Source organism: Paracoccus marcusii, assembly GCF_028621715.1.
GTDB classification, from domain to species: domain Bacteria; phylum Pseudomonadota; class Alphaproteobacteria; order Rhodobacterales; family Rhodobacteraceae; genus Paracoccus; species Paracoccus marcusii.
This window is the reverse complement of record NZ_CP117466.1, coordinates 1,744,967-1,768,123: the sequence shown is the minus strand read 5'-3', so window position 1 is coordinate 1,768,123 and position 23,157 is coordinate 1,744,967. Positions and strand designations below refer to the sequence as shown.

General features: G+C 63.0%; 24 protein-coding genes. 22 read left to right on the top strand and 2 right to left on the bottom strand.

Going from position 1 to position 23,157, the window contains the following annotated elements; translation table 11 throughout:
* The first annotated feature begins 8 nt into the window (after positions 1 to 8).
* The 22 genes from PRL19_RS08780 to PRL19_RS08675 all read left to right on the top strand — a co-directional run bounded on the left by PRL19_RS08780 (position 9) and on the right by PRL19_RS08675 (position 21,586).
* Complete coding sequence (locus tag PRL19_RS08780) at positions 9 to 848, top strand: head maturation protease, ClpP-related (RefSeq protein WP_273742670.1); 840 nt, start codon at positions 9 to 11, stop codon at positions 846 to 848.
* A gap of 10 nt (positions 849 to 858) precedes the next feature.
* On the top strand, positions 859 to 2,166 hold the full coding sequence (locus tag PRL19_RS08775) for a phage major capsid protein (protein WP_273742669.1): 1,308 nt from the start codon (positions 859 to 861) through the stop codon (positions 2,164 to 2,166).
* Between the two features lie 60 nt (positions 2,167 to 2,226).
* On the top strand, positions 2,227 to 2,745 hold the full coding sequence (locus PRL19_RS08770; protein WP_273742668.1) for a hypothetical protein: 519 nt from the start codon (positions 2,227 to 2,229) through the stop codon (positions 2,743 to 2,745).
* The gene (locus tag PRL19_RS08765; RefSeq protein WP_273742667.1) at positions 2,742 to 3,131 is read left to right on the top strand and encodes a head-tail connector protein; all 390 of its coding nucleotides are present in this window, start codon (positions 2,742 to 2,744) and stop codon (positions 3,129 to 3,131) included. Before PRL19_RS08770 ends, PRL19_RS08765 begins: the two co-directional genes overlap by 4 nt.
* Positions 3,118 to 3,447: a phage head closure protein gene (locus PRL19_RS08760; protein WP_273742666.1), complete on the top strand. Its 330-nt coding sequence runs from the start codon at positions 3,118 to 3,120 to the stop codon at positions 3,445 to 3,447. Before PRL19_RS08765 ends, PRL19_RS08760 begins: the two co-directional genes overlap by 14 nt.
* Positions 3,444 to 3,836 (top strand): DUF3168 domain-containing protein, encoded by a 393-nt coding sequence (locus tag PRL19_RS08755; RefSeq protein ID WP_273742665.1) that lies wholly within the window; start codon positions 3,444 to 3,446, stop codon positions 3,834 to 3,836. The genes PRL19_RS08760 and PRL19_RS08755 overlap by 4 nt, the downstream gene beginning before the upstream one ends.
* Positions 3,836 to 4,336, top strand: a complete 501-nt coding sequence (locus PRL19_RS08750; RefSeq protein ID WP_273742664.1) for an HK97-gp10 family putative phage morphogenesis protein — start codon at positions 3,836 to 3,838, stop codon at positions 4,334 to 4,336. Before PRL19_RS08755 ends, PRL19_RS08750 begins: the two co-directional genes overlap by 1 nt.
* Positions 4,329 to 4,520, top strand: coding sequence for a hypothetical protein (locus PRL19_RS08745; protein WP_273742663.1), 192 nt, complete (start codon positions 4,329 to 4,331; stop codon positions 4,518 to 4,520). Before PRL19_RS08750 ends, PRL19_RS08745 begins: the two co-directional genes overlap by 8 nt.
* Before the next feature lies 1 nt (position 4,521).
* Positions 4,522 to 4,995, top strand: coding sequence for a hypothetical protein (locus tag PRL19_RS08740; RefSeq protein ID WP_273742662.1), 474 nt, complete (start codon positions 4,522 to 4,524; stop codon positions 4,993 to 4,995).
* On the top strand, positions 4,995 to 5,384 hold the full coding sequence (locus PRL19_RS08735) for a gene transfer agent family protein (RefSeq protein ID WP_273742661.1): 390 nt from the start codon (positions 4,995 to 4,997) through the stop codon (positions 5,382 to 5,384). The genes PRL19_RS08740 and PRL19_RS08735 overlap by 1 nt, the downstream gene beginning before the upstream one ends.
* A 163-nt stretch (positions 5,385 to 5,547) precedes the next feature.
* Positions 5,548 to 8,385, top strand: a complete 2,838-nt coding sequence (locus tag PRL19_RS08730) for a lysozyme family protein (protein WP_273742660.1) — start codon at positions 5,548 to 5,550, stop codon at positions 8,383 to 8,385.
* Positions 8,385 to 9,056, top strand: coding sequence for a hypothetical protein (locus PRL19_RS08725; RefSeq protein WP_273742659.1), 672 nt, complete (start codon positions 8,385 to 8,387; stop codon positions 9,054 to 9,056). Before PRL19_RS08730 ends, PRL19_RS08725 begins: the two co-directional genes overlap by 1 nt.
* Positions 9,056 to 9,676: a hypothetical protein gene (locus tag PRL19_RS08720; RefSeq protein WP_273742658.1), complete on the top strand. Its 621-nt coding sequence runs from the start codon at positions 9,056 to 9,058 to the stop codon at positions 9,674 to 9,676. Before PRL19_RS08725 ends, PRL19_RS08720 begins: the two co-directional genes overlap by 1 nt.
* Positions 9,673 to 10,062 carry a hypothetical protein gene (locus PRL19_RS08715; protein ID WP_273742657.1) on the top strand — a complete coding sequence of 130 codons (390 nt, stop codon included), beginning with the start codon at positions 9,673 to 9,675 and terminating at the stop codon, positions 10,060 to 10,062. The genes PRL19_RS08720 and PRL19_RS08715 overlap by 4 nt, the downstream gene beginning before the upstream one ends.
* Complete coding sequence (locus tag PRL19_RS08710) at positions 10,063 to 12,096, top strand: phage tail protein (RefSeq protein WP_273742656.1); 2,034 nt, start codon at positions 10,063 to 10,065, stop codon at positions 12,094 to 12,096. It begins immediately after the preceding gene.
* A gap of 62 nt (positions 12,097 to 12,158) precedes the next feature.
* Positions 12,159 to 14,084, top strand: a complete 1,926-nt coding sequence (locus PRL19_RS08705; RefSeq protein WP_273742655.1) for a hypothetical protein — start codon at positions 12,159 to 12,161, stop codon at positions 14,082 to 14,084.
* A gap of 214 nt (positions 14,085 to 14,298) precedes the next feature.
* Positions 14,299 to 16,923 (top strand): hypothetical protein, encoded by a 2,625-nt coding sequence (locus tag PRL19_RS08700; protein WP_273742654.1) that lies wholly within the window; start codon positions 14,299 to 14,301, stop codon positions 16,921 to 16,923.
* 23 nt (positions 16,924 to 16,946) lie between these two features.
* Positions 16,947 to 19,556, top strand: a complete 2,610-nt coding sequence (locus PRL19_RS08695; protein WP_273742653.1) for a hypothetical protein — start codon at positions 16,947 to 16,949, stop codon at positions 19,554 to 19,556.
* Positions 19,557 to 19,714: 158 nt separating this feature from the next.
* Positions 19,715 to 20,146: a hypothetical protein gene (locus tag PRL19_RS08690; RefSeq protein WP_273742652.1), complete on the top strand. Its 432-nt coding sequence runs from the start codon at positions 19,715 to 19,717 to the stop codon at positions 20,144 to 20,146.
* Complete coding sequence (locus tag PRL19_RS08685) at positions 20,118 to 20,471, top strand: hypothetical protein (protein WP_273742651.1); 354 nt, start codon at positions 20,118 to 20,120, stop codon at positions 20,469 to 20,471. Before PRL19_RS08690 ends, PRL19_RS08685 begins: the two co-directional genes overlap by 29 nt.
* Before the next feature lie 168 nt (positions 20,472 to 20,639).
* The gene (locus PRL19_RS08680) at positions 20,640 to 21,206 is read left to right on the top strand and encodes an N-acetylmuramoyl-L-alanine amidase (RefSeq protein ID WP_273742650.1); all 567 of its coding nucleotides are present in this window, start codon (positions 20,640 to 20,642) and stop codon (positions 21,204 to 21,206) included.
* A 2-nt stretch (positions 21,207 to 21,208) separates the two neighbouring features.
* Positions 21,209 to 21,586 (top strand): hypothetical protein, encoded by a 378-nt coding sequence (locus PRL19_RS08675; RefSeq protein ID WP_273742649.1) that lies wholly within the window; start codon positions 21,209 to 21,211, stop codon positions 21,584 to 21,586.
* An 82-nt stretch (positions 21,587 to 21,668) separates the two neighbouring features.
* Here PRL19_RS08675 and PRL19_RS08670 read toward each other — a convergent pair whose 3' ends face one another.
* Positions 21,669 to 22,556, bottom strand: coding sequence for a hypothetical protein (locus PRL19_RS08670; protein ID WP_273742648.1), 888 nt, complete (start codon positions 22,554 to 22,556; stop codon positions 21,669 to 21,671).
* Between the two features lie 63 nt (positions 22,557 to 22,619).
* Positions 22,620 to 22,928, bottom strand: a complete 309-nt coding sequence (locus tag PRL19_RS08665; protein ID WP_273742647.1) for a hypothetical protein — start codon at positions 22,926 to 22,928, stop codon at positions 22,620 to 22,622.
* Positions 22,929 to 23,157 lie beyond the last annotated feature (229 nt).

Below are 23,157 nucleotides of genomic sequence, written 5' to 3'. Positions count from 1 at the left end.
ACCAAACCATGACGCTGATGAAGCTTCCCAAGGCGGACATCGCGGCCCGGCCGGGGCTGCGGAGCGACGTCACGCCCAAATCGCTGACCCGTTGGAACCCGGACGTCCGCTCGGCCGCCGACGATACCGACGCCACCATCTCGGTCCTGGACGTGATCGGGGAGGATTACTGGGGCGAAGGCGTGACCGTCAAACGGATCATGGCGGCCTTGCGCGCGATCGGCGACCGCGACGTCACCGTCAACATCAACTCGCCCGGCGGCAACTTCTTCGAGGGCCTGGCCATCTACAACGCGCTGCGCGACCACCCCGCCAAGGTGACAGTCAATGTCCTGGGCGTGGCTGCCTCGGCCGCTTCGGTCATCGCCATGGCCGGCGATGAGATCTTCATTGCCCGCGCCGGCTTCCTAATGATCCACAACACCTGGGTCATCGCCGCCGGCGACCGCCACGCGCTGACCGAGGTCGCGGAATGGCTCAAGCCCTTTGATGATGTGTCAGCCGACATCTATGCCGCGCGCACCGGGATCGACGCCAAGGTGATCGGGGACATGCTCGATCGGGAAACGTGGATCGCAGGGTCTGCCGCCGTGGCCCAGGGCTTCGCCGATGGGCTGCTGGCTGCAGACGAGATCGATGCCGGCGGAGACACCCAACAGCGTGGCGACACACGAGCCGAGAAGAAATTCGACGTCATGGCCCACAAGGCCGGCGTCACGCGGTCGGAGGCTCGTGAGCTTCTGGCCGCCCTCAAAGGGGGCAAGCCTGGTGCTGCCCCGCACGGCAAGCCGGGTGCTGCCGACACCGAGGAGATCCGCAATCTCCTCTCCTCCCTGAAATCCATCTAAGGAACCCACCATGTCCAAACACATGATGCTGCAAGCAAGCCTTGCAGCAATGATGGCTGCGCAACCGGCTGCCGTTCTTGGCTCGGTTCGCGCCGATGCCGGCGGCGGCGACGTCGTCCAGCTGATGAAAGAGGTCAAGTCTGAGCTGGAGCGCATCAACAGCGACGTCAACAAGAAGGCCGAGGAGGCCCAGAACGAGGCCAAGAAGGCCGGCACCCTGTCGGCGGAAACCAAGGTCTCCGTCGATCAGCTGCTGCAGGCGCAAGGCGGCCTGAAGCAGGCCGTCGACAAGCTGGAAAAGAAGATCGAGGATCTGGACAGCACCAACCTCGACATCGAGCAGCGCCTGAGCAACCGCCGTGGCGGCGGTCAGGGCAACGCCCGTCAGACCCTCGGCACCGCCGTCTCCAACCACGAGGGCGTCAAGGGCTTCGTCAAGGGCACGATGACCTTCACGGTCCAGAACGCGATCACGTCGGGCTCGGCCTCGGCCGGCACGCTGAAGGTGCCGCAACGCGACACCGAGATCGTCGGTCTGCCCCGCCGCCAGTTCTTCGTGCGCGACCTGCTGAGCCGCAACACCACGACCACCGACCTGATCCAGTACGCCAAGCTGCGGCTGCGGGCGCTGAACGCCGCCGTGGTGGCCGAGGGTGCGCTGAAGCCGGAAAGCAACCTGGAATGGGAACTGGCCGAGGCGCCCGTGCGCACCATCGCGCACTGGATCCACGTCGCACGCCAGACCATGGACGATATCCCCCAGCTGGAGGGAGAGATCGACAACGAACTGGTCTACGGCCTGGACCTGGCCGAAGAAGACCAGATCCTGTCCGGCGACGGTGTCGGTCAGAACCTGAGCGGCCTGATCACCAACGCGTCGGCCTATGGCGGCACGTATGAGCCCGCAGGATCCTCGCGGATCGACCGTCTGCGCTTCTCGCTGCTGGAAGCCAGCCTCGCCGGGTATCCCGCCGACGGCATGGTCCTGAACGAGATCGATTGGGCGCTGATCGAGACGTCCAAGGACAGCGAAGGCCGCTACATCTTCGCGAACCCGCTGCAGCTGGCCGGTCCCGTCCTGTGGGGCCGGCCCGTGGTGCCGACCACGGAGATCGAGGTCGACAACTTCCTGACCGGTGCATTCAAGGTGGCCGCGACCATCTACGACCGCATGGACACCGAGGTGCTGATCTCCAGCGAGGATCGCGACAACTTTGTCAAGAACATGCTGACGGTCCGCGCCGAGAAGCGTCTGGCGCTGGCCATCAAACGCGCCCAGGCTCTGATCTACGGCCAGTTCACGGCGGCCGGCGCCTGATCCGGGGCGGGCGCTTCGGTGCCCGCCTTTCCCCATCCCCATCATGTGTGGAGCATGAGAATGTCGAAAGTCACCATCACGCCGCTGCGTCAGCAGACCGGTGTCTATGGCACGGTTCGCGCCCATGAGCCGATCCAGGTCGAAGAGGACCTGGCCAAGACGCTGCTGAAAGGCCGCCATTGGCAGTTGGGCGTCACGGAGCAGGCCCGGAAGACGCATGCGTCGATCGTGCAGCGGTTCCAGGACGAGGCCGATGCTGCTGCTGCGCAACGGTTTGTCGACGCCGAGGCTGAACGCCAGGCACAGGCTGAGCGCGATCGTGCCGCAGCGGACGCGGACCGCGTGCGCGCGGAGGAAGATCTGCGCATGCAGAACGAGGCCAAGGCCAAGGCCGATGCGGATGCCAAGGCGAAGGCAGAGGCCGATGCGAAAGCCAAGCGCGAGGCAGACGAACGGCTGGAGGCCGAGGCTAAGGCGGAAGCCGAGGCGAAGGCAAAGGCCGATGCTGAAGCTGCCGCAAAGGCAGAGGAAGAGGCCAAGGCGAAAGCCGAAGCCGGCGCCAAAAAGGCCGGCAAGTGATCGTCGGGTCGGTCGAACTTCGGCAGCACCTACGGGTGGATGCGGGCGACGAGGACCAGCTACTGGAGCTCCTCGCCTTTGCGGCCGAACAGCAGGTGTCCAGCTGGATCGACCGGCCCCTCTACTCCAGGGAAACAGATCTGCCCGTCGCCACCGCACCGGGCTATCACCCGAACCAGATCGTTGCGACGGAAGCCATCAAGGCCGCGATCCTGATGATGGCCGCGCGGCTCTACATGAACAGGGAGGGCACCGGGGACGGCATGGAAGATGCCTCTCTGCCGATGTCGGTGCGCGCGCTGCTGGCCCCTTACCGTTTCTTCGGCTGTCCGCCACGCGCGCCCGAGTTGCCTGTCGTGCCGGAGGTGCCGGATGAAAATCTCTGACCTTAACCGCCGCATCACTCTTCTGGAGCCGAGCCTGAGCAAGGACGCCGATGGGAAAGCTGTCCAGGGCTGGGCGAACCGCGGAGAGGTGTGGGCCAACATTCAGCATCGGCCCGGTAGCGAGGCATTCCAGCAGGCGCGACTGGAGGCCAGAGACCCGGCCACGGTCGCCGTGCGCGCCTCCACCCTGACCCGGCGGATGACCTCGATGTGGCGCGTCGAGACTGACCGGGTGGTCTACGAGATAAGCAGCAACCCGAACCTGTCCCAGGACAATGCGTTCGTGACGTTCCAGGTTGAGGGGCAACGCAAATGAGGGCCGGTCGCCGTCTTCGCCAGCTGGTCATCGCCCGCATCGAGGATCAGGTCGCCGCGCTGGCAGGCAAGGTCTTCGACCAGGCGCTTGCCAGCACCGCATATCCCTATGTGACATTGGGCCCGTCCTATTGGAATGACACCAGCGTGACCTGCGTCAAGGCGCGCACGATGACGCTGCAGATCGATCTCTGGCACAGCCAGGAGAGCAAGGGGGCCTGTGAGGATCTGACCGACCACATCGCTGCGGCGATCGAGGGATGGTCTGACACCGCGGCGTTGACCATGCACCCGGCCACCATCTCACTGGTCCGCGTCCTGGACGATCCCAGTGGCAATGTGCACGGGATCATTCAGTTGGAGGTCAGGATCGAGCAGGACCCCGCCTGATGGCGCAGCTCAATCCCCGAATCGTCGCGAAGCTAAAGCAAATCCCTGCCGCAGCAGTCGATGCCGCCCGGGTAGCAATGGAGGAGGGCGCAGAGGAAATCTGTGTCCTGATGCGCAGCCTGGTGCCTGCCAAAAGCGGAGCCTTGCGCGCCAGCATCGGCTGGACCTGGGGCGACCTGCCGCCAGGTACCTTCATGATCGACGAGATCCGCTCCGGCATGAACAAGGGCGAGCAGTACGCCACGCTGCGCATCAAGATCTATGCAGGAAGCAAGGAGGCCTACTACGCCCGGTTTGTCGAGTTCGGCACCCAACCCCACTCGCTGGCGCGCAACGCGTCGGTGAAACGCGGCAAGCGGCAGGACAAGGGGGCGGGCCATCCCGGCACTGTCGCGCAGCCGTTTTTCTATCCCGCTTGGAAAGCCAAGCGGGCGGAGTTCCGCAACAGGATCCGCACCAAAGTCCGCGCAGCAATCAAGGAGGCATGGCGCAATGGTTAAGGCCGTTTTCCACAAGCGTTTCGACGCGACCGACCCGAAAAAGGGTACCTCGATCCGGGTCCAGGCATCGCCCGATCCGCAGGATTTCCCGGCATGGGTGATCGACAAGGCTGAGGCGGCCGGCGCCGCGACCCGCGAGGCCCCCAAAACTGCGGCCAAGGCCGCCCAATCCGAGGACAAGTGATATGGCCACCCCCCGCCTTCACAAGCGCGGCGACATCGTCGTGATGGTCGCGCTGGACCCGACGGCATCGCCGGCGAGCCCGACCTATTACACCAACTTCTGCGGCGCGACCGGCATCAGCCTGAACATCGAGAACGCCATCAGCGAGACGAATGTCGGCGACTGCGAGGACTGGACGCTGCCGATCCAGACGGTCCTGGACTACGGCGCACAGACGGTCGGCATGACCATCAACGCCCAGCTGGCACGTTCCAACCGCGACAAGCTGCTGCGGTGGGCCAAGGACCAGCTGATCCTGCCCGTCCGGACCTTCTTTGTCGATGCCGTCCCGGGAGAGGTCGAATACGTCGATGGGATGGGCATGCTCCCCACCCTGAACATCGAGAACATCGGCAGCACCGAGCAGAACGCCGTCGTCACCACCACGCTGAACCTGCGCTTCCAGGAAGGCGTGGAGTTCACGGACGCCACCTGATGCAGGCGGCGACGATACGCTGGCCGGGCGGGGAGCATGCTTTCCGCCTTGGCATCGCCGAGCTGGAGGTGATCCAGCAAAAGACGCAATGCGGTCCTGAGTATCTCCTGCACAAGCTGAACACCGGGCAGTGGTTTGCGGTCGAGCTGATCGAGGTCCTGCGCAACGGCCTGATCGGGGGCGGCCTGCCGCATGTTGAGGCGCTGAAGCTGGTGCGCAATGCCTTCGAACTGCATGACCTGATCAGCTTCAAGGTCCCCGTCCAGGAGGTTCTGTCGGTCTGTCTCTACGGCCCGGCGGATGATCCCGTGGGGGAGGATCAACCGGTGATGCCGACACCGGAGAACGAACAAACGGCCGCTGGAAGTTCAGCACCTACTACGGACTAGGGGCGGTCATGGGCTTCTCGCCTGCGCAGGTCGGCGAGATGACCCCTTGGCAGTTCATGGCATGCCTCGACGGCTATGGCCGCTCTCAGGGGTGGAACACGGCCCCGCAGGGCAAACGCATGAGCATCGACCGGATGCGTGAACTTGGAATTGAGGGGGTCTGATGGCTGAAGAACCGGATCTTGTCGTCTCCGCAGGCTTCTCGGACGCGCAGCTCGTCAAGGACGCCAACAAAGTCGTTGCCGCGTTCAAGAAGCGCGGCGAGGAGGCGCAGAAGGCGTTCCAGGACGCACAAGGCAAGGTCGGCAATTCCCAAGCCGCCAGGGCGCATGCGCGAGAGCTGGACCGGCTGTCCAAGGCCTATGATCCTGCCTATCGCGCAGCGAGCCGGTACGAGGCTGAGGTCAAGAAGCTGGACCGGGCGCTGGACGTGGGCGCGTTGACCCAGACCCAATACACCGCTCGTGTGGCCTCGGCAGCCCGCGAGATGAAGCAGGCCACCGAGGTCGTCGAACAGACGGCGCAGGGGTCGCGCCGCTACGGCGGGGCCATGCAGCAGGTCGGTTACCAGGTCGGCGACTTTGCCGTTCAGGTCGGTGCCGGCACGTCGGCCGTCCAGGCCCTCGGCCAGCAGCTTCCGCAGCTGCTCGGCGGGTTCGGCGCGATGGGCGCCCTTGCCGGTGCTGGCGCGGCGATCCTGATCCCCCTCGGCGCGGCCCTCTATCGTGTGGCCACCGACAGCGAGACCCTGGAGGAGCGGACCGCTGACCTGACCAAGTCGACGGACGCTTACGTGGACGCGGCGGAAGCGGCCATGACGCCCATCGAGGAGCTGCGGAACCAGTACGGCGATCTCGCGGACGAGGTGGCCCGCGCGAACTCCGCGATGGCCATGCTGAGCGCGATCCGCGCGCGCACAGATGTTATGGGTGCCGCCCGCGGCCTGAGCGCGCCTCTTGGCGTGAACCTGAACCCGGACCCTCTTCCCGTCCGCGGTGACGGTACCGTCGATCCCAACCGCGAATACATGCGCCGCAAGGAAATGGAGCGGGACCTTCAGCGGGTCAAGGATCTGACTGGCGCCAGCGCGGAACAGTTCGAAAAGCTGCGGATGGCCATCAATCGCGTGGACAGCTCCAATTCCGTGGAGGCGGTCGCGCGCGATGCGGAGAACCTGCTGGCTACCATCTCCGAGCTGGCCACAAACGATGGAGCCGATCTCGACTTCTTGGGGAACTGGGGCAGCCAGGTCTACGCCGTCATGCAGCAGGCGCAGCGCCAAGTGGAAGCCGGCGCCGATGCGATGGTCCGGGAACAGCGCCGGATCGTCAGCGAGTACCAAACCGACACCGACAAGCTGAAGAAGCTGACGGACGATCGTGCATCGGCGCAACGGATCATGGACGCCGCCATCAAGAGCGGCAACGAGGAGACGGCGCGGCTCACGCAGGAACGGCTTGACCTGATCGATGCCGAGATCTCCAAGGTCCAGGCACTCGGCCGCGCGAATGATGACGCGTTCGTCGCCATGCAGAAACGCATCCAGCAGGGCGCATGGGGTGTCATCAGCGGCGCCGTCGAGTCCGCCACAGGCAACAGCCTGGAACAGTGGGGCAAGGATCTGGAAGCCTCACAGAGAGGCATCCTCGAACTGATCAAGAGCCGGGAGAGCGGTGGGAACTACAATGCCACCCTCGACAACGGCCGCTACACCGGCGGTCAGCGCGATCTGGTGAACATGACCCTGAACGAGGTGCTGGAGATGCAGCGCCAGATGCTGGCGCACCCGGACAACACGCATAACAGCTCGGCTGCCGGGGCTTACCAGATCGTCAGCACCACGATGCGCGGGCTGATCAAGGAACTGGGCCTGAGCGGCAACGAACTCTATTCCCGCGAGATGCAGGATCGCATGGCGCAGCAGTTGCTGCGTCAGCGCATGCCTCAAGGGATCGAGGGCCTCCGGAATGAATGGGAGGGCCTGCGCGGCGTATCTCCTGCGGTCATCCAGCAGGCCCTCGGCCAACAGTCGATCGAACGGATGGACCCGGAGCTGCAGCGTGAGGCAGATGAGCGTCTAAAGGAACAGGTCCGTGATCGGGAGCGCCTGGCCAAGCAAGCCAAGGATTACGGCGACCAGCTGTCGGCCAGTCTGATCACCCAGCAGCAGGCAAACGACCTTTCCAGGCAGCAGGCCGAGCAAGTGGCCGCCATCAAGGCGCTGCGCCTCGATCCTGAGGCCGAGGCCCGCGCGATCGCGCAGGTCACGGCAGAGATCGAACGCCAGCGCACCGTGATGGCCCTGCAAGCCGATGCCAAGCGGCGCAACGTGGACCTGGACGCGCAGCTGGCCGACGGCACGATGACCTATCGCGAGGCCATCGAAGCACTGGGCGCGGCCAAGGCCGCGGACATCGTCGCCACCAATGAACGGGCGATCGCGGAAGGGCGCGCAGCCGAGGCGCAACAGTTCATGGCGGACCAGCAGCAGCGGGTGGAGCAAGGTCTGGTTCGCAGCATTGCTGCCGGTCAGAGCTTTACCGACGTCTTAGCAAATGTTGCGACGGCTTTTGCCGAAGCCGCACTGCAAGCCGCGCTCTTCAATAGCGGACCCTGGGCAAAGGGTGGAGGCATGGGCTGGCTCGGCGCTGTGACTAGCACCATCTTCGGCGGCGGGGACGCCCTGAGCGCCGGATTGAAGGTCGCTGGTCTTAACCCTGTCCGGTCCTTCGATGGCGGAGGCTACACCTGGAGCGGTCCGCGCTCTGGCGGCTTGGACGGCAAGGGCGGGCAGCTTCACATGCTGCATCCAAACGAGCGAGTCCTCGATCTCACCCGCGGCCAGACGCACGGTTCCGGCAGCCAGTCCGTAGCTCTCACCTTCGACCTGCGTGGAACGACGGGGGACCGTGTCCTCGATGAGAAGATCCGTCGCGCCGGCGAGGCGATGCTGGAGCGGGTGCCGTCTGTCATGGCTGAACACCAGAAACGAGAGCAGTGATGCAAGTCACCTTTCCCCATCTTTGCCTCTGGCAGGACGTTCAATTCCACATTGCCGGCCAATCTCTGGCACCGGAAGAAAGTGTGAGCGGCGATGAGACGATCATCCCCACGATGCGGGGCAAATGGGTGGCGAGCGCCAAGTTCGTTTTGCGCGGTGAGGCTGCTACCCTCCAATGGCAGGCGTTCCTGGCGCAGATGCAGGGCCGGATCGGCACCACGCTTGTGCCATGCCGGTCGCGGTATCGCCCCAAAGATAGGAGCGGATTGCCGTTGCCGTTCTGCAAAACCGGCGACATCGCAGAAGCACAGACCTTCGAGCACTTCGGCTTCGAGAAAACACCTGTGAACCGTATCGTGCTGGCCTCGGCTGCTGCACTGCGCGCCACCGAACTCGATCTGACCGTAAACGATTCGACGGGGTTGCGGCCTGGGCAGTTCTTCTCGATTGGCGAGAGGCTGCATCGGGTGCAGCACCACTGGCAGCCCACCAGCGCCTTAGATCGGGTGATGATCGAGCCGCCACTCCGGGCGGCCGCCCCGGCTGGCACCCGCCTGGAGATTGAGCACCCAGTCTGCAAGATGAGAATGGTGTCTGAAACGGAGGGGCTGATCGACCAGGCGATGTCGATCAGCCCCAGCACCCCCGTGAACTTCATGGAGTCGCTCTGATGCCCGCACGCGACGATCTGATGGCGATCCCGGACGAGGTGCTCCGAGACGGCCGGATCGGACAAGCGGTGCTCGTGTTCATGGATTTCCGGGACGGCCCCAAGCGGTGGTGGACGGGATTCGGGGATCTCGATGTCGGCGGCTACCGCTGGCAGGGCGTGGGCGATCTGGTCAGCATCGGCAAGATCAGCACGGCCTACCAGGTCTCGGCTAAGCAGCTGACCTTCAAGGTTGCAGCCACGCCGGAGATGTTCGCACTGGCACTGAACGCCAAGGCCCGCGTCCGTGACCGGGCGGTGACTGTCTACCTGCAGCTCTTCTCGAATATCCGACAGGCCGCCTTCACGGCCGGGGGTGGCGAGTTGCTGGCCGGCGACCCGGTAGGTTCGCCCATCTCGCTCTTCAACGGTACCATGCAGCGCATGCCCTGGTCCGGTGAGGGCTCGACGAAGCGCGAGATCAGCATCGAGGCCGAAGGGCTGTTCTTCCGCCGCAACGCTCCACCGCGCGGGCGTTGGACAGATCCGGACCAGCGGGCACTTTACGCCGGCGACCGGGGACTTGAGCGGCTGCCGCTTTATGCAAACGGGTATGAGGTCGGGTGGAGGATCAGCGGATGATCCGCCGTGCCGGTGCAAACGACATTTTACCCATCGTGGACATGATCGAGGATCTGCGCGCCGCCGTGGGTGGGCCTGTGCCGGTCGATCGATCCTGGACGGCGGGCATACTGGCGAAGCTGATCACCAGCCCCGACGCGGCTGTCTGGGTCTCCGGCGGTGGGTTCATTGCAGGATCATTGCAGCCCACGGTCATCAGCCCCGCACTGATCGCCATGGAGCATGGCTGGTGGGCCCGCGACGGAAGCGGCCTGCGCCTGCTGCGCGCATTCGAGGCATGGGCCCAGGAACGCGGCGCCCTGCTGACACAGTTATCGACGGGCCCCACAGGGCTGGATCTGACACGGCTCGGCTATCGGCTGGCTGAACGCGCATGGGTGAAGTGAATGGCCGTCTTTACGTACCTGGCAACCACGGCCTTCTGGGCCTCCGTAACGACGGCTCTCGGCACCACTGCGGCCAGTGCCATCATTGCGGCGGGTCAGGCAGTCACCTGGTCCTTGGCGTCGGCGGCGCTGAGCCGCCCGCAGGCGTCCCGCCAGGAGATGATGGCGACGCTGAACCAGCCGGAAGGCGCCCGCCGTCGAGCCTATGGTCGCAACCTGATGGGCGGCATCAGGGCGCTCTTCGAGGCACGCGACGGTCGGCTCTACCAGGTCGTGGTGATCCATCACGGTCGGGTCGACGGCCTGCTGCGCTTCTGGATCGATGGTGAACCCGTCGGCTGGAATGCGACGACGGGTGAAGTCTCGCGTTACAAATACCTGTTCTTTCGTGACGGCTCTGGGCAGGGCGGCGACTACGCGCCCGCGCGAGAGGCATTCCCGACACTTTGGACTGCCGACCACCGCCTGCAGGGTCAGGCAACGTTCTGTTCGGTTTGGGGCGATCCCTCCGACGAGGACTTCCAGAAGACCTTCCCGAAAGGCGACCAGACGCAGGTGCAGGCCGAGATCCTCGGCGTCCGGGTCCGCAACCTCGCGGGCGATCTCGTCTATACGGAAAACGCCGGGTTGAACATCCGCGATTTCATGACCCATTTAGATGGATGGGGGATCCCTTTGGCCCGTCTGGACGCTGCATCCTGGGCATCGTTCGTCGCCCTCTCAGGCGAGGCCGTGCCACTGCTCGCCGGCGGGACGGAACCCCGATATCGGCTTTGCGGCTACTACACTCTCGAAGACCCGCTGAAGGACGTGACAGCCCGAATGCTGGCGACGTGCGACGGGCAGATCTACGAAACGGCGGACGGCCTGGTCGGCATTCTCGGCGGGGCATGGTCGGAGCCGGACGTCACCATCACTGACCGGGACATCCTGTCCATTCAGATGTCGGACGGGTTCGATCCATTTACCGATTACAACGTGCTGCAGGGCAGCTTCGTCAGCCCGACGCATGGCTATCAGCCGACACAGGTGGCCGAACTGGTCGACGAGGAGGCGATGGCCACGCAGCCGCGTCGCACCGACATGCTCGACGTGGACATGTGCCCCTCGGGGACGCAGCTGCAGCGGCTGATGCAGATCAAGCAGGCCAAGGACCGCCGCGAGTATGTCGGCACGCTGCGGACCAACCTCGTCGGGCTGAAGGCACGTTTCCCGAAGGGTGACGGGATCCATACCATCCGTGTGGTATCGGAAGAATTCGGGATCAATCGTGTTTTCGAGGTCACCAGCCATAGCTTCGACATCGCCAGTGCCACCTGCGAGATCGGCATCGGCAGTATCGTTAACCCTTACCCCTGGCATCCTCCGTCCAACGAACAGCCGATGCCGCCAACATTGGTTCAGATCGGAACGCCTGTTGATGTCGATCCGGTTCCAACCGGCGCGGTGCTGGTGCAGGAGCAGGTATCGATCTCGGGCGACGTGCAAGGGGTGAGGCTCTCACTGTCAGTCGATGATCCTGATCGTGACGGGCTGCAGTTGCGCGCGCAGATCGCCAGGGGGGACTTCGCCGCCGTCGGCCCATGGTCCGGCGTACAGCCCCAGTGGGACGAGATGACGACATCGCAATTGCGCGCCATGAGCGATGTGCTGAATGACGGCCAAATCTATACGGTTCGCTATCGCTGGCGGGGATATGGGGATTGGCGGAAGGCGGGCCCTGTGACAGTGCTGGCAAATCCGACCACCCCACCACAGCCCTCCAGTCTTGGTGTCGTTGCAACCGGTGCTGCTGCGTACATCGACTGGATCAATGCCGCCTCGGGCTACTTCCGGACGCAGGTGTTCATGGGTGCCACAACCAACTTCGCAGCAGCTGCCCTGATTGCCACAGTAGCGGGCAGTGCCGGTCGGCCCGACAACTACACTCATGACATGACCGGGATCAGCGGCACCCGCCGCTTTTGGGTTCGCACCTTGAACCGTTCCGGCGTCCCATCCGCCCCCATCGGGCCGATCTCGGCCAGCTTCTAGCACTACCTGAACATCTTCACGACCGCCCGCCACGCGCGGGCTTTTTGCATTCGAGGTCAATCATGCCTGTATTGGACACCATCAACCGCGCGTTCAGGGATTTCGTGCGCTTTACCGGCGACGGAAAGCCGAACGCTCCGGTTGGTGCGCCATTACCGATTGGCGACCCTCGGTCCGGCCGTCACAATCCTGCATTGGCAGAAATTCGGGCGGCATTGATCGAGGTCGCGCAGACCCAGGGTGACCCGGAGGCGTTACAGGAAATTATTGGGGGCCTGAGCACGACAACCGCGCGATATGTTCAACCTATCGCTGCGGTGTCTGGAGGTAGCGGTGCTGCATATACCGTCACATCTGACCGCATCCCGATCAACGGCCAGACCTTCACCTGGACGCCGCATGTCGACAGCACGGTGGACAATCCGACAATATCCATCAGTGACGGTACCACAACGGCAACCAACGCGCTGTTTTCCATCGATGGCGGTCCCGTAAGGCTGAAGGGCGGCGCTCCCTATCTGGTCCGCAAGGGGGCTGGGGTCAATTACGTCTTGACGCAAACCCACTATGGCGAGCGCAGGATGTCGCCGATCGCGCCGATCCGCGCAGCGTCGGCTGTGTCAGGGCCTTCTGTTTTTGGTTCGCTGCAACCAGTTCCCGTGGCAGGGCCGGAGCCTTATCAGATCCAGCCCTATCATCAGCGCGGGGCCTTTCAGATACAGGGCGTCAACGGCGTCATCGACTGCAGCAATATGATTCCCGGAACCCAGGCCGAAATTTACATGCGCTCTGGGGATCGAGTGGTTGCGGGTGCCGGTCGTTCTTACATCGGCCGCGCAGGCGGAACTGCCACGGCAACCGGAGTCAGCGTCGTGCGGGTTTCGGCCATGTTCGCGGATCTCTACATCGAGGAAATCGCAGGCCCGGCGCCGACTTACACCGCCACGATTGGCGCGCATCTGCCCATCGATCGTATGCTGGTTATGGGCGGGCAGTCGAACGCTAACCTTTTCTTCCGAAACGGCGGCATCGGCGGTTTCTCTTGGGGTCTTCGGAACTGGCTTCAAACGCCTGCTCGGACATCGGTCCAGTGGGTTAATGGCGCCACAGGCGGATCAGCCTTGGATCGGCGGTCGGTCAACGCTGGCTCGGAGAATTACTGGTGGGATGCTATAGCCGGGGCACCTGGGCCCTGCATGACCACTTTCACTGATGCTGCCGATGCAGCAGTCGCGGCAGGTGGCCCAGCTCCGTCTTTTGTTATCTGGAGCCAGGGAGAGGCGGACGCTGGTGCCATTCAGGTTGGGCTCCTCACCACCGCCCAGATGACATCGACAATCCGCGCGGTCTGGGGTTACATCCGCGCTCGGTATCCCGGCATCCGCATCCTTGCCTGCCCGCTCGGTTCTCACGATGATCGAAATCCCGACAGAGGGGCCAACGCCGTCCGCGTAGCATACCTTCGCGCCATAGAGGCAGAGTCGTGGGCCTTCCACGGAGCAGAGTTCTACGATCTGCAACGTCCCGAGGATGACATTCATTACTTAGGCCAGTCGTATGCGGTTTTGGGTGCGCGTCTTGCCCGTATCTGGGCGAATGTCGCCTTGGGTCAGACGAATTCCCTCGGCCCGAGAGTGACAAGCAGCGTGGTTGGGGCGGGAGGACGGTCCGTCAACTTGCTGGTCGATTGGGGCGGAGCTGCGTTTACGCCAACTATGGCGCGCGTGAATGGGGCAACGCCGTTCGGCATCTACGCGCTAGCTCCCGGCGCCGATCCCGTCACGGCCCCAATCCCCCTAATGTCAGTGGAGGTATCAGGCGGGGTTATCAGGATCGCTTCGACATTCGATTTGACGGGGCACCAGATTGGTGGGGTGTGGGGGTATATGGCAGATGCCCGTATGGGCCATATCATCCGAGACACCCAGCTTGATCCTTACCATCTGATGCCGGGTCAGCCTCTGCGGTCCTTCCTGCAGCAACTCTGAGGGGCCGCTTGCAAACCGTCCTTCTCAGCCCAGTACGACCGGGCATGTCGTCCTGCGCCTCCGCCTTGGACTGACCAGCCGATAAATCGTTCTGCTATCGACCTGCCGCGCGCGGGCTTTTTTATGACCGACACCGTGTGCCCTGCGCTGCTGTGCGCGGCGCTTGCGACGACAGCACTGCCGGCATTGCCAGCCCAAATTGAGGATCGAATAAATGGCCACCCCTCGCCTTCACAAACGCGGCGACATCGTCGTGATGGTCGCGCTGGACCCGACGGCATCGCCGGCGAGCCCGACCTTCTACACCAACTTCTGCGGCGCGACCGGCATCAGCCTGAATATCGAGAACGCCATTGGTGAGACCAATGTCGGCGACTGCGAGGATTGGACGCTGCCGATCCAGACCGTGCTAGATTATGGCGCGCAGACGGTAGGCATGACCATAAACGCCCAACTGGCGCGCTCCAACCGCGACAAGCTGCTGCGGTGGGCCAGGGATCAGTTGGTGCTGCCTGTCCGAACCTTCTTTGTCGATGCAGTGGAGGGTGAGGTCGAATACATCGACGGAATGGGCATGTTGCCTGCCTTGAGCATTGAGAACATCGGCAGCACTGAACAAAATGCCATCGTCACCACCACGCTCAACCTGCGCTTCCAGGAAGGCGTTGAGTTCATAGAGTCCGGGCAGGTCATGTCTGCCCCGGAATTCACTGTTTCTCCTTCCCTGATAGGATCGACTGCTCTTGGTGGCACGATTGTAATCGACTTGGGTGCAGCGTCGGGTGTGCCCACTCCGGTGCTTACGGGTACACTCTCCCGCCCCGGCGTTTCACCCATCGCGGTGACGCAGGGTCAGCAGATAACGATCGTCTCTGGCGATCAGGGGGGCAGTCTGTCGCTAACGGCGGTCGCAACGAACAGCCAGGGTACTGATACGGAGACCGTTGTACGATCTGTTCCCGCTGCGCCGTCTCAGTTCGCGGCAGGCGACTGGTCGGTGGCGACCGGTCTGGAGGCGAACCAGCTGGTCGTGAACATTGCATCGCTGCCGGCCAATGGCGGGTCTCCGATCACCGCGATCCAGTACTCCGCCAATGGGGGCACGTGGACGGCGCTGCCTGGTGGCGCTGGAACCGGCCCCCGTACGCTGACCATGCCCGCGGCCGCCACGAGCTACTCGATCCGCCTGCGCGCCGTGAACGCAGTGGGCAACAGCACGCCTGGTGACACGAAGACGGCCACCAGCGGGGCGGCTGATACGTCCGCACAGCGGGTCATCGTTCTGACGGACTACGCGGGTGACTGCGATGACGCGGCAGCGATGGCTATTGTGGCGCGTGCGCATGAGGAAGGTGACATAAATCTGCTAGGTGTGGTCACAACCTCAACGGTCTCTACATCAGCGCCAGGTCTTCGCGGCAATCTTGACGCTTACAGGTTACAGTCCATTCCAGTCTACGCCTACCAAGGCGCTGTCGGAACGTACAACGACCGATACAGCATTCAGATGCGTGACGAGTTCGGCGTTCCCGGCCAGACACGAACTGCATACCAGGACGACGTCGCCGGGTTGCGGACGATGCTCGCGGCAGCGCCGAGCGCCTCGGTCAAGCTGATTGACATCGGCGCGCCTATCTCGACTGCTCGCTTGCTAGCCAGTCCTGCCGATGGCATCTCACCTCTTACCGGCGCAGAGCTTGTAGCGGCAAAGGTCGTAGGCTTGTGGGCCATGGCGGGCAATTTCCCGACCGGCGTGTCCGAGTACAACATGAACCGCGACGTGGCCTCGTCGCAGGCTGTGTACAGCAGCTGGCCCACGCCCATCTATGCGCACGGCGGGGAGGTTGGGGCTACGATTTTCACTGGACCAGCCCCGAGCACGGTTTACGGCGATGATCCGGTCAAGACGGCCTTTGATGCGTTCCAGAACATCTATGGCGGTACGCTGCAGAGTGGCCGCCGCCAATCATGGGACCCGGCGACGGTCCATCACGCCATCTATGGCAATCAGGCCCTCTACACCCTGTCCGCAGCCGGAACGATTGCGATCGACGGCACGGGTGTCAGCACCTGGACGGTAAACGCCAGCGGCAATCGGTTCTATGTCACCAAGACTGCGTCCGACGCGGCAATTGCCGCGGCAATGCAGGCTCTGATTGACGACTACGCTGTCATTGCCCCGCCGGGGCCATCCAATGCCGTGAACCGGTTCTTTGATCTGAACGAGGGCAATGGATCACCCACACAGCGTGGCGGCACTCTCGCAATGACCCGCGCCAGCGGCGCGACGTGGCGAACTGACCCTGTTGGTATCGCCCATAGCGGCACGACCAGCCACATGATCCTGCCGGGCGCAGGACTGAACGCTGATGACTTGCTGATCGGGGCCGTGTTCCGCCTGGACAGGATCACCGGGACACAAGCACTAGCTGCCCTGCGTGTAGGGGTGACCAACCAGTACCAGTTTCGGGCTAATGCCGCAGCGCTGGAGGCTGTCGTTTTTACCGGCAATGCAAATACGGCAACGATCCTCGCGTCTCCAAGCCTTCTGGTCATAGGCGATTGGGCTATGGCCGTGGTTCGCATGGGTGATATGGCCACGACCCTCCGCCTGAACGGGGTGGAGGTCGCATCCGCCTCACACCCTGTTCGGAACAAGGCTACGCCTGATGCCGGGGTTGCCATCGCAGGCCGGTACACCGGCTCGGCCTACACCGATTTGCTAGACGGCGACATGATCGGCTTCGGATACGCGACAAACGCCGCCTTGACCGACATTGCCGGGTTCGAGGCCGAGCTCCGAGCCATCGCCTTAGCCAAAGGCATCACCCTCTCCTGAAAACCGTCCAGAAAGGACATTTCATGCCCACCGCTGAAATCGCGGCGCGCCTCGGCGTCATCAATGGCGAGACCGCACGTCCCTTCATCAACGCCTTCAAGCAGGCGTGGTCCTGGCAGGCCGACCGGGGCGGCGCGCAATGGGACCAGCTGGTCGCGGCCGGTCACATGACCCCCGGCGGCCAGTTGATCTCGATCCCGCCGGGGTCAGGCGGGTTCCGCACACGCCTGTTCCACAACATGCCGGCGGAGGCGGGCGGCTCCGGCCGCCAGCGTCTGCGGTGGGACGGGACCTGCACCATTGATCTGCATGGCGCCCGAAACATCACCCGCGTGTCGCCGAACGAGATCCAGTTCGACTTCACTGCCAATGGTGCGTCCTGGATTGACCTGATCGTCCGGACGATTGAGCCCGCAGGCGGACCGATCGAGAACATCTCGCTGGTGCACCAGGATGACTGGGCCGACGCCGATCAGGGCAAGATCTTCCGTCGGCAGTACCTGACCGAGGTCGCCCCATATCACGCCCTGCGGTTCGACGAGTGGATCGGCATCCTGACGTCGGAGAGCCAGGGCGGGCTGCGGATCACGGACTGGGCCAGCCGCGCCCTGCCGACCGACGAGATCTTCCATCGCTTCGTGCCTTACGAGTGGATGGCGGCGCTGTGTCGGGAGGTCGATGCCGCGATGTGGCTGTGCCTGCCGACCGCGGCCACCGACGATCACATGCGCCAGTGCGCAGCCCTGATCCGCGACCTGATGCCCGCGCCGCGGCAGGTCTATGTCGAGTACAGCACCAAGACCTGGGACTTCTCAGGCACCCCGCAGGCCCACTACTGCGCCGCCCGGGGCCGCGAGGCCTTCGGCACCAGCACCGGGTCCGAGTTCCGGAACTGGTACGGCATGCGGTCGGTGCAGATGGCGCAGATCTGGCGCCGTGTCTGGGCCGGCGACGATCGGCTGCACACCGTGGTCCAGCACCAGGCGGACTGGGTCGGCGGCGAGGCCGACATCCTGTTGGCGCCGCTATGGCGGGATCGCAGCGGGACGCGAGGTCTTCCGGTCTACGTCGCGCCGCACTCGGTGATCGACATGCTGACCGTGCATGCGCAGATCGACGGCGGCATGGCCTATGGCGGCCGGGCCTCGCAGCTGGAGGGTTGGCGCACCTCCCTGTCACAGGGCGCGGCCTTCGACCGGATCCGCGACCAGCTGCTGACGGGCAACGCGTGGGGCGCAGACCGCACGGTTCGTAGCCTGGTGCCCAAGTGGCGACACTACCGCACAGAGGCGTCGAAGTACGGCATGGAGCTGGGCGCTTACGAGGTCGGCAACCATCTGAATGGCGTCGGCGGCAGCACGGCCCTGCAATCGTTCATCCATGCCTTCTCGGTCAGTCCGCAGATGGGCGAGGTCTATGCCGCGACCTTCGCTGCTCTCGATGCCGTAGGCTTCGACGGGCCGCTTGCCATGTCGGTCGAATGCCGGATGCCCGACCAGAATATCTGCCACGGCCTCCAACGCTGGCTGGGCGACCGTAACCCTGCCTGGGCCGCGGTGCGGGCGCTGATCGTGGATGCACCTGTCACAGCCCCTGATCCCGCGCCTGTGCCGGTTCCTAAGCCTGACCCGGTGCCGACGCCCACCCCTACGCCGGATCCTGTCCCGGAGCCGACCCCAACCCCCACACCGGACCCCGTTCCGGAACCAGCCCCCGAGGAACCCGACATGGCCGACCGCCAACTGCTGACTGCCCTTCTAGCCCTGCTGAAGGAGGGCGCTGCCTTGCTGGAGGCCCATCTGGCGGCCGAACCGGCAACACCGGCCCCGACGCCTGATCCGGAGCCGACCCCTGCTCCTGCACCCGATCCTGCGCCGGAGCCGGTCCCTGCGCCGCAGCCGACGCCCGAACCTGCACTCACGGTCCCGGCCGGCTATCGCGCCGTGCAGGACTTCAAGATCGACCGCAGCCTCTCCTACGACTGGTCGAGCAAAGGCGGCATCAACATCTTCCTGCCGAACTGGGCCGGTGGAGACCGGGGCAACGGTGTGGGCGGCAGTCTCGGCACGCCTTCCCGCGTCCGCTACGAAGACGATAAAGCCGTCACGATCAGCGCTGGCATGGAAGGCGGCAAATGGCTGAACGGCGCGCTGCAGCTGAACCGGCCGACCGTCGCACGGGGCAAGTGCGGCGCCGTGGTCACCAGCCACACCGGAGACGCGGTCAATGCGTTCTTCACCCATGCGGCCAACGGAAAGGAGCTGGACTTCGAGCTGGTCAAGCGTGACGGCGTGATCGGTTGGGCCCCGGCCGTCCACATGCCGCGCACGGGCGGCGGCCGCGCCTCTTCGAATCGTCGCAAGCTGGCCCTGGGCGCGTTCAAGCCGGGCGTTCGGCAGCGCCTGGAATTCGAACTGTTCGCCGATCGCTGCGAGTTCTCGATCGACGGCGAGATCTTCGAGACGGTCCACCTGGCCGACATGGGCGCAGGCTTCATCTGGGACGTGACCACCGGCATGGCGACGTTCGCCACGATCGAGCGGCACGCGAACTGGGCGGGCTGGAGCGCGACCGACTATGGCCGCGAAAGCCGGATGACCGTTCACGGCTTCCTGCTGCCCTCGATGCCATAGGCGCGTCTAAGGCGCTGCTACTCGGACCACCATAATCCGCCGCGTGCGGGCTTTTTCATGCCCGACAGCCGGGCATGAACCCCAACCCATTTCACGGAGGCCACGATGGCTGATCTTACCGTCCGCCATCGCGCGGCTGAGAATCCCGCATGACCAGAATGTCAGATGTCCTTCTACAGCACGGCCGCGCCTTGGAGTGGCTAACCAGTTGCGCTCTGCTGGTCTTTGCCCTGACCCTTGCGCTACCAGGTGACACGTTGGCCTCAAGCCCCAGTTTCTCCGGCTTCTTAGACGCAGGGCTGGACGAGGCGGCGATTGCGATGCCGCTCTCCTGGATTGCAGCCATGAGGATGGCAGGGCTCTACATCAACGGAGCATGGCGACGCTCGCCGATCTTGCGAATGGTCGGGGCAATCATCGGTGCAGGTGTTTTCGGGTTCCTCGCCGTGATGTTCGCGGTGCCCTATCTCACGGGCCAGCAGGTCGCCCTGTCCACCGGCGCAGGGCTCTATGCAGTCCTTTGCGTCTTCGATCTTCTCGCAGCTTACAGGACCGGCGCCGATGTTGGACACGCTAAACGGATTGGGTGAAACGGCATGGGCTGGCATTGTCGCGCTGGTCACGGTGATCCTCGGCGCCATCGGCGCTGCGTACAAGGGCAGCAAGAAGAGCCCTGTGGACGTTGGGCAACCGCTGCCTCCAGCAGATCAGACGCCGTACATCTTAAAGGAGCTGCGCGAGCTCAATCGCAAGCATGACGACGGCAGCCTTCAGATGGGCGCGCGATTTGACCGGCTGGATCGCAAGGCCGACGAGAACTGCAAGCTGGTCGACGAACGGTTTGACAATCAGGACCGATTGATGGGCCGTATTTATACCGACACCCAGGTGCTGCGAGAGCGCGGCAGCCGGTGAATGGATGCGGCGGCACCGGAAAGCCCAATCCCCCCGGCGCCGCCTAACCGATCTGCAAAGAATAAGCTTGGAGCGGCTGAGGCGACCTTAGCCCCACGCTGCCCGAATCCAACCCCGCCCCGCCGTCGTGCGGGGCTTTTTCATGTCCACACCCACGAGGAGGCAGCCATGCCGCACTTCCCCATAAAAAGTATCGTGCTGCACTACAGCGCGACCTATCCCGACCAGGATTACGGCGTGGCCGACATCCGCAAGATGCACCTTGCGCGCGGGTTTAACGACGTAGGCTACCACTACGTGATCCGGCGCAGCGGTGCCGTCGAGAAGGGCCGACAGGACGCGACCGTCGGCGCGCATGTCGCGGGCCATAACACCGGCAGCCTGGGCATCTGCTGCATCGGCGGCATCGAGCGGGCGACCGGCCCCAATGTCGGCGTCGATAACCGCACCGAGGCGCAGAAAGCCGCAACGGTGAAACTCGTCCGCGAGCTGCTGGCCAAGCATCCCGGTGCCCAGGTCGTCGGCCACCGGGATCTGGGCGCCACCCAGTGCCCCGGCTTCGACGTGCGCAGCTGGTGGGCCGCGGCCAACGCACGGCCGCCCGTCATCGACAGCATCCCGGCGAAGCCCCTGCCGTCCCCATCTGCCCCTGTCACGACCGGCCCTGCTAAGGGCGCCATCTACATCTTGGCTGCGCTGGCTGCTGCCGCGCTGGCCTATTTTGGAGTGAAATGACCATGAACCCGCTGATGCTCTTCAAGACCCTTCGCGACCTGTCCGCGCTTATCGACCAAGCGAACCACCTGGCCGGGCCAGACAAGCGCTGGTCGCTTGCCTTCACCAACCGTTCGTTCATCGTCGCCTGTGTGGCCTTCGTCGCGGCTGCGGCGCTGATGCTCGGCCTGCCGTTTCCGATGCCGATCGATGTGACGGCGGAGACAGTCTATGCGGTGATCACTGTGGCAGGTCTGCTGTGGGCTGGCATTGAGCGCATGCTCGGCAAGACGCGGGCGGTATGGAACAAGAAACAGGCCGTGGAGGCAGTCGTGGAAGCCGATGCTCTGACCACTGCGTTGAACAAGGTCCCGGGAGTGTCCGCGAAGCCGCCGCGCTGAACCAGAAATTCTTGCGCCAAGTTCTCCTCCCACTTTAATCGGATGGAAGGAGACAGGAGCTTTGCGAGGAGTCTGTAAACTACTAATCAGTATAGTGACCAGTTCTACGCTCTTTATGGTCCTCCACAATACTGCGGAACTTTTCACTTCCTTGCACTCGCTGACGAGATAACAAGGTCGCATAATAAGCTCTCAAATTTCTCCGCGCCCTGGCTTTGCTTCTGTAATCGCTAAGGTTCAGGTTCCCATCCATTATCTGTGAAAGAGTAGATCGCAAAATTCCCGCTTGTTGGAAATGAAGTGGCATCATGTGGCCAACATACGGCATATTTAAAATCTGTACGTTACTTCCCGTTATCCTGTCGACGTGCTTCCGGTCCAATTCTTCCCGCATGTCTACAGCGATGTATGCTCTCTCAACATTCTCGATCCCTTGGCGAGCTTCAGCGTAAGCGCTTGACCAGTCCTGATGCCAGCCTTGGTGGAACCGTGTTTCCCAAGGCACCTTTGTCTTATCCAAGGTCGACTGCGGGTTCAGGGAGAAAACGAACTTTGCACCTACGACATCCGCGAATGCCAAGGCAGCATAACCGCCCATAGAGCCGCCATAGGTTACAACGGTTTCAAATGCCTGAAAGAAGCCACCAGCTTTTAATTCAGCGAAGGCTGTTAGAAGATCGGGTCCTCTATACCAGTCCGAAACTTTCGGCTTTATGCAAAGGTGAGAAACGCATTGGGAACGAAAAAGGGGTGATCCCCAGCCCATTCGATACCCATCAGCTGTGGCATTCGGATTAAAAGGTTCAAATGAAACGACAAGCCTCCTATAATCGTAAATAAATGCTTCTAGATGATAGTTTTCAGTTGAAATGAACAGGTTCTCAGACTTATGAATATTGTACGATGACACTGTAGACTTTAGTGGTTTATCTTTAAAAGACGGAATTTTCTTGAACCAGTCTTTAAACATTTGCTGTTCCGCCTGAATTATCTGATGGCCGCCTCTTAATTAATTATATTAAGAGTCAAAGATTTACATGGAGGTAATTTTCTTTGCTTGTTCCGCTATATCAGCATTAGCTTTCTCAAGCAGTTTATCTGACCAAGTCCTCTGGTTGGTACCTAAGATTTGAGCTGCCGCATTCATTAAAGCCTCGGCTTTCGCCATCTGCTCACTGATCTGCTCCTCTGTCAGAGAAAGCGGCTCATAGAAGGGATCTTGCTGCGCATTCCACCCACAGGTGCTGCGTGCAACAACTGAAGCAATATCATTGGCCGCGTTCATCAAGGCTCCAGCGGCAGTTTCAGCGGCTATATCGGCAATCGTGAATGTTCGAGCCATCTTATGTTCTCCGTGCCAGATCTTTGGCGATTCAATCTTTGGTAGCTTAGGTGTGCGTTAGTGCGCTAGGAATGGAAACATCCTCTACGTATTTTTTTCGCGCTACCACCTCCTGATATGTACCTTCCCGACCATGCGTGTCACGACTCGATTTTCCAGAACCAGATAGCAGCTCGATCCTTGACGTCTTATCTTTGTAGTCATGACGCACTGGAGCCGAAAACGTATT

Bases quoted from the DNA above. Each gene is read 5' to 3' on its own strand.
- PRL19_RS08780 (WP_273742670.1), top strand. From the start codon at position 9: ATGACGCTGATGAAGCTTCCCAAGGCGGACATCGCGGCCCGGCCGGGG.
- PRL19_RS08775 (WP_273742669.1), top strand. From the start codon at position 859: ATGTCCAAACACATGATGCTGCAAGCAAGCCTTGCAGCAATGATGGCT.
- PRL19_RS08770 (WP_273742668.1), top strand. From the start codon at position 2,227: ATGTCGAAAGTCACCATCACGCCGCTGCGTCAGCAGACCGGTGTCTAT.
- PRL19_RS08760 (WP_273742666.1), top strand. From the start codon at position 3,118: ATGAAAATCTCTGACCTTAACCGCCGCATCACTCTTCTGGAGCCGAGC.
- PRL19_RS08755 (WP_273742665.1), top strand. From the start codon at position 3,444: ATGAGGGCCGGTCGCCGTCTTCGCCAGCTGGTCATCGCCCGCATCGAG.
- PRL19_RS08750 (WP_273742664.1), top strand. From the start codon at position 3,836: ATGGCGCAGCTCAATCCCCGAATCGTCGCGAAGCTAAAGCAAATCCCT.
- PRL19_RS08745 (WP_273742663.1), top strand. From the start codon at position 4,329: ATGGTTAAGGCCGTTTTCCACAAGCGTTTCGACGCGACCGACCCGAAA.
- PRL19_RS08740 (WP_273742662.1), top strand. From the start codon at position 4,522: ATGGCCACCCCCCGCCTTCACAAGCGCGGCGACATCGTCGTGATGGTC.
- PRL19_RS08735 (WP_273742661.1), top strand. From the start codon at position 4,995: ATGCAGGCGGCGACGATACGCTGGCCGGGCGGGGAGCATGCTTTCCGC.
- PRL19_RS08730 (WP_273742660.1), top strand. From the start codon at position 5,548: ATGGCTGAAGAACCGGATCTTGTCGTCTCCGCAGGCTTCTCGGACGCG.
- PRL19_RS08725 (WP_273742659.1), top strand. From the start codon at position 8,385: ATGCAAGTCACCTTTCCCCATCTTTGCCTCTGGCAGGACGTTCAATTC.
- PRL19_RS08720 (WP_273742658.1), top strand. From the start codon at position 9,056: ATGCCCGCACGCGACGATCTGATGGCGATCCCGGACGAGGTGCTCCGA.
- PRL19_RS08715 (WP_273742657.1), top strand. From the start codon at position 9,673: ATGATCCGCCGTGCCGGTGCAAACGACATTTTACCCATCGTGGACATG.
- PRL19_RS08710 (WP_273742656.1), top strand. From the start codon at position 10,063: ATGGCCGTCTTTACGTACCTGGCAACCACGGCCTTCTGGGCCTCCGTA.
- PRL19_RS08705 (WP_273742655.1), top strand. From the start codon at position 12,159: ATGCCTGTATTGGACACCATCAACCGCGCGTTCAGGGATTTCGTGCGC.
- PRL19_RS08700 (WP_273742654.1), top strand. From the start codon at position 14,299: ATGGCCACCCCTCGCCTTCACAAACGCGGCGACATCGTCGTGATGGTC.
- PRL19_RS08695 (WP_273742653.1), top strand. From the start codon at position 16,947: ATGCCCACCGCTGAAATCGCGGCGCGCCTCGGCGTCATCAATGGCGAG.
- PRL19_RS08690 (WP_273742652.1), top strand. From the start codon at position 19,715: ATGTCAGATGTCCTTCTACAGCACGGCCGCGCCTTGGAGTGGCTAACC.
- PRL19_RS08685 (WP_273742651.1), top strand. From the start codon at position 20,118: ATGTTGGACACGCTAAACGGATTGGGTGAAACGGCATGGGCTGGCATT.
- PRL19_RS08680 (WP_273742650.1), top strand. From the start codon at position 20,640: ATGCCGCACTTCCCCATAAAAAGTATCGTGCTGCACTACAGCGCGACC.
- PRL19_RS08675 (WP_273742649.1), top strand. From the start codon at position 21,209: ATGAACCCGCTGATGCTCTTCAAGACCCTTCGCGACCTGTCCGCGCTT.
- PRL19_RS08670 (WP_273742648.1), bottom strand. From the start codon at position 22,556: ATGTTTAAAGACTGGTTCAAGAAAATTCCGTCTTTTAAAGATAAACCA.
- PRL19_RS08665 (WP_273742647.1), bottom strand. From the start codon at position 22,928: ATGGCTCGAACATTCACGATTGCCGATATAGCCGCTGAAACTGCCGCT.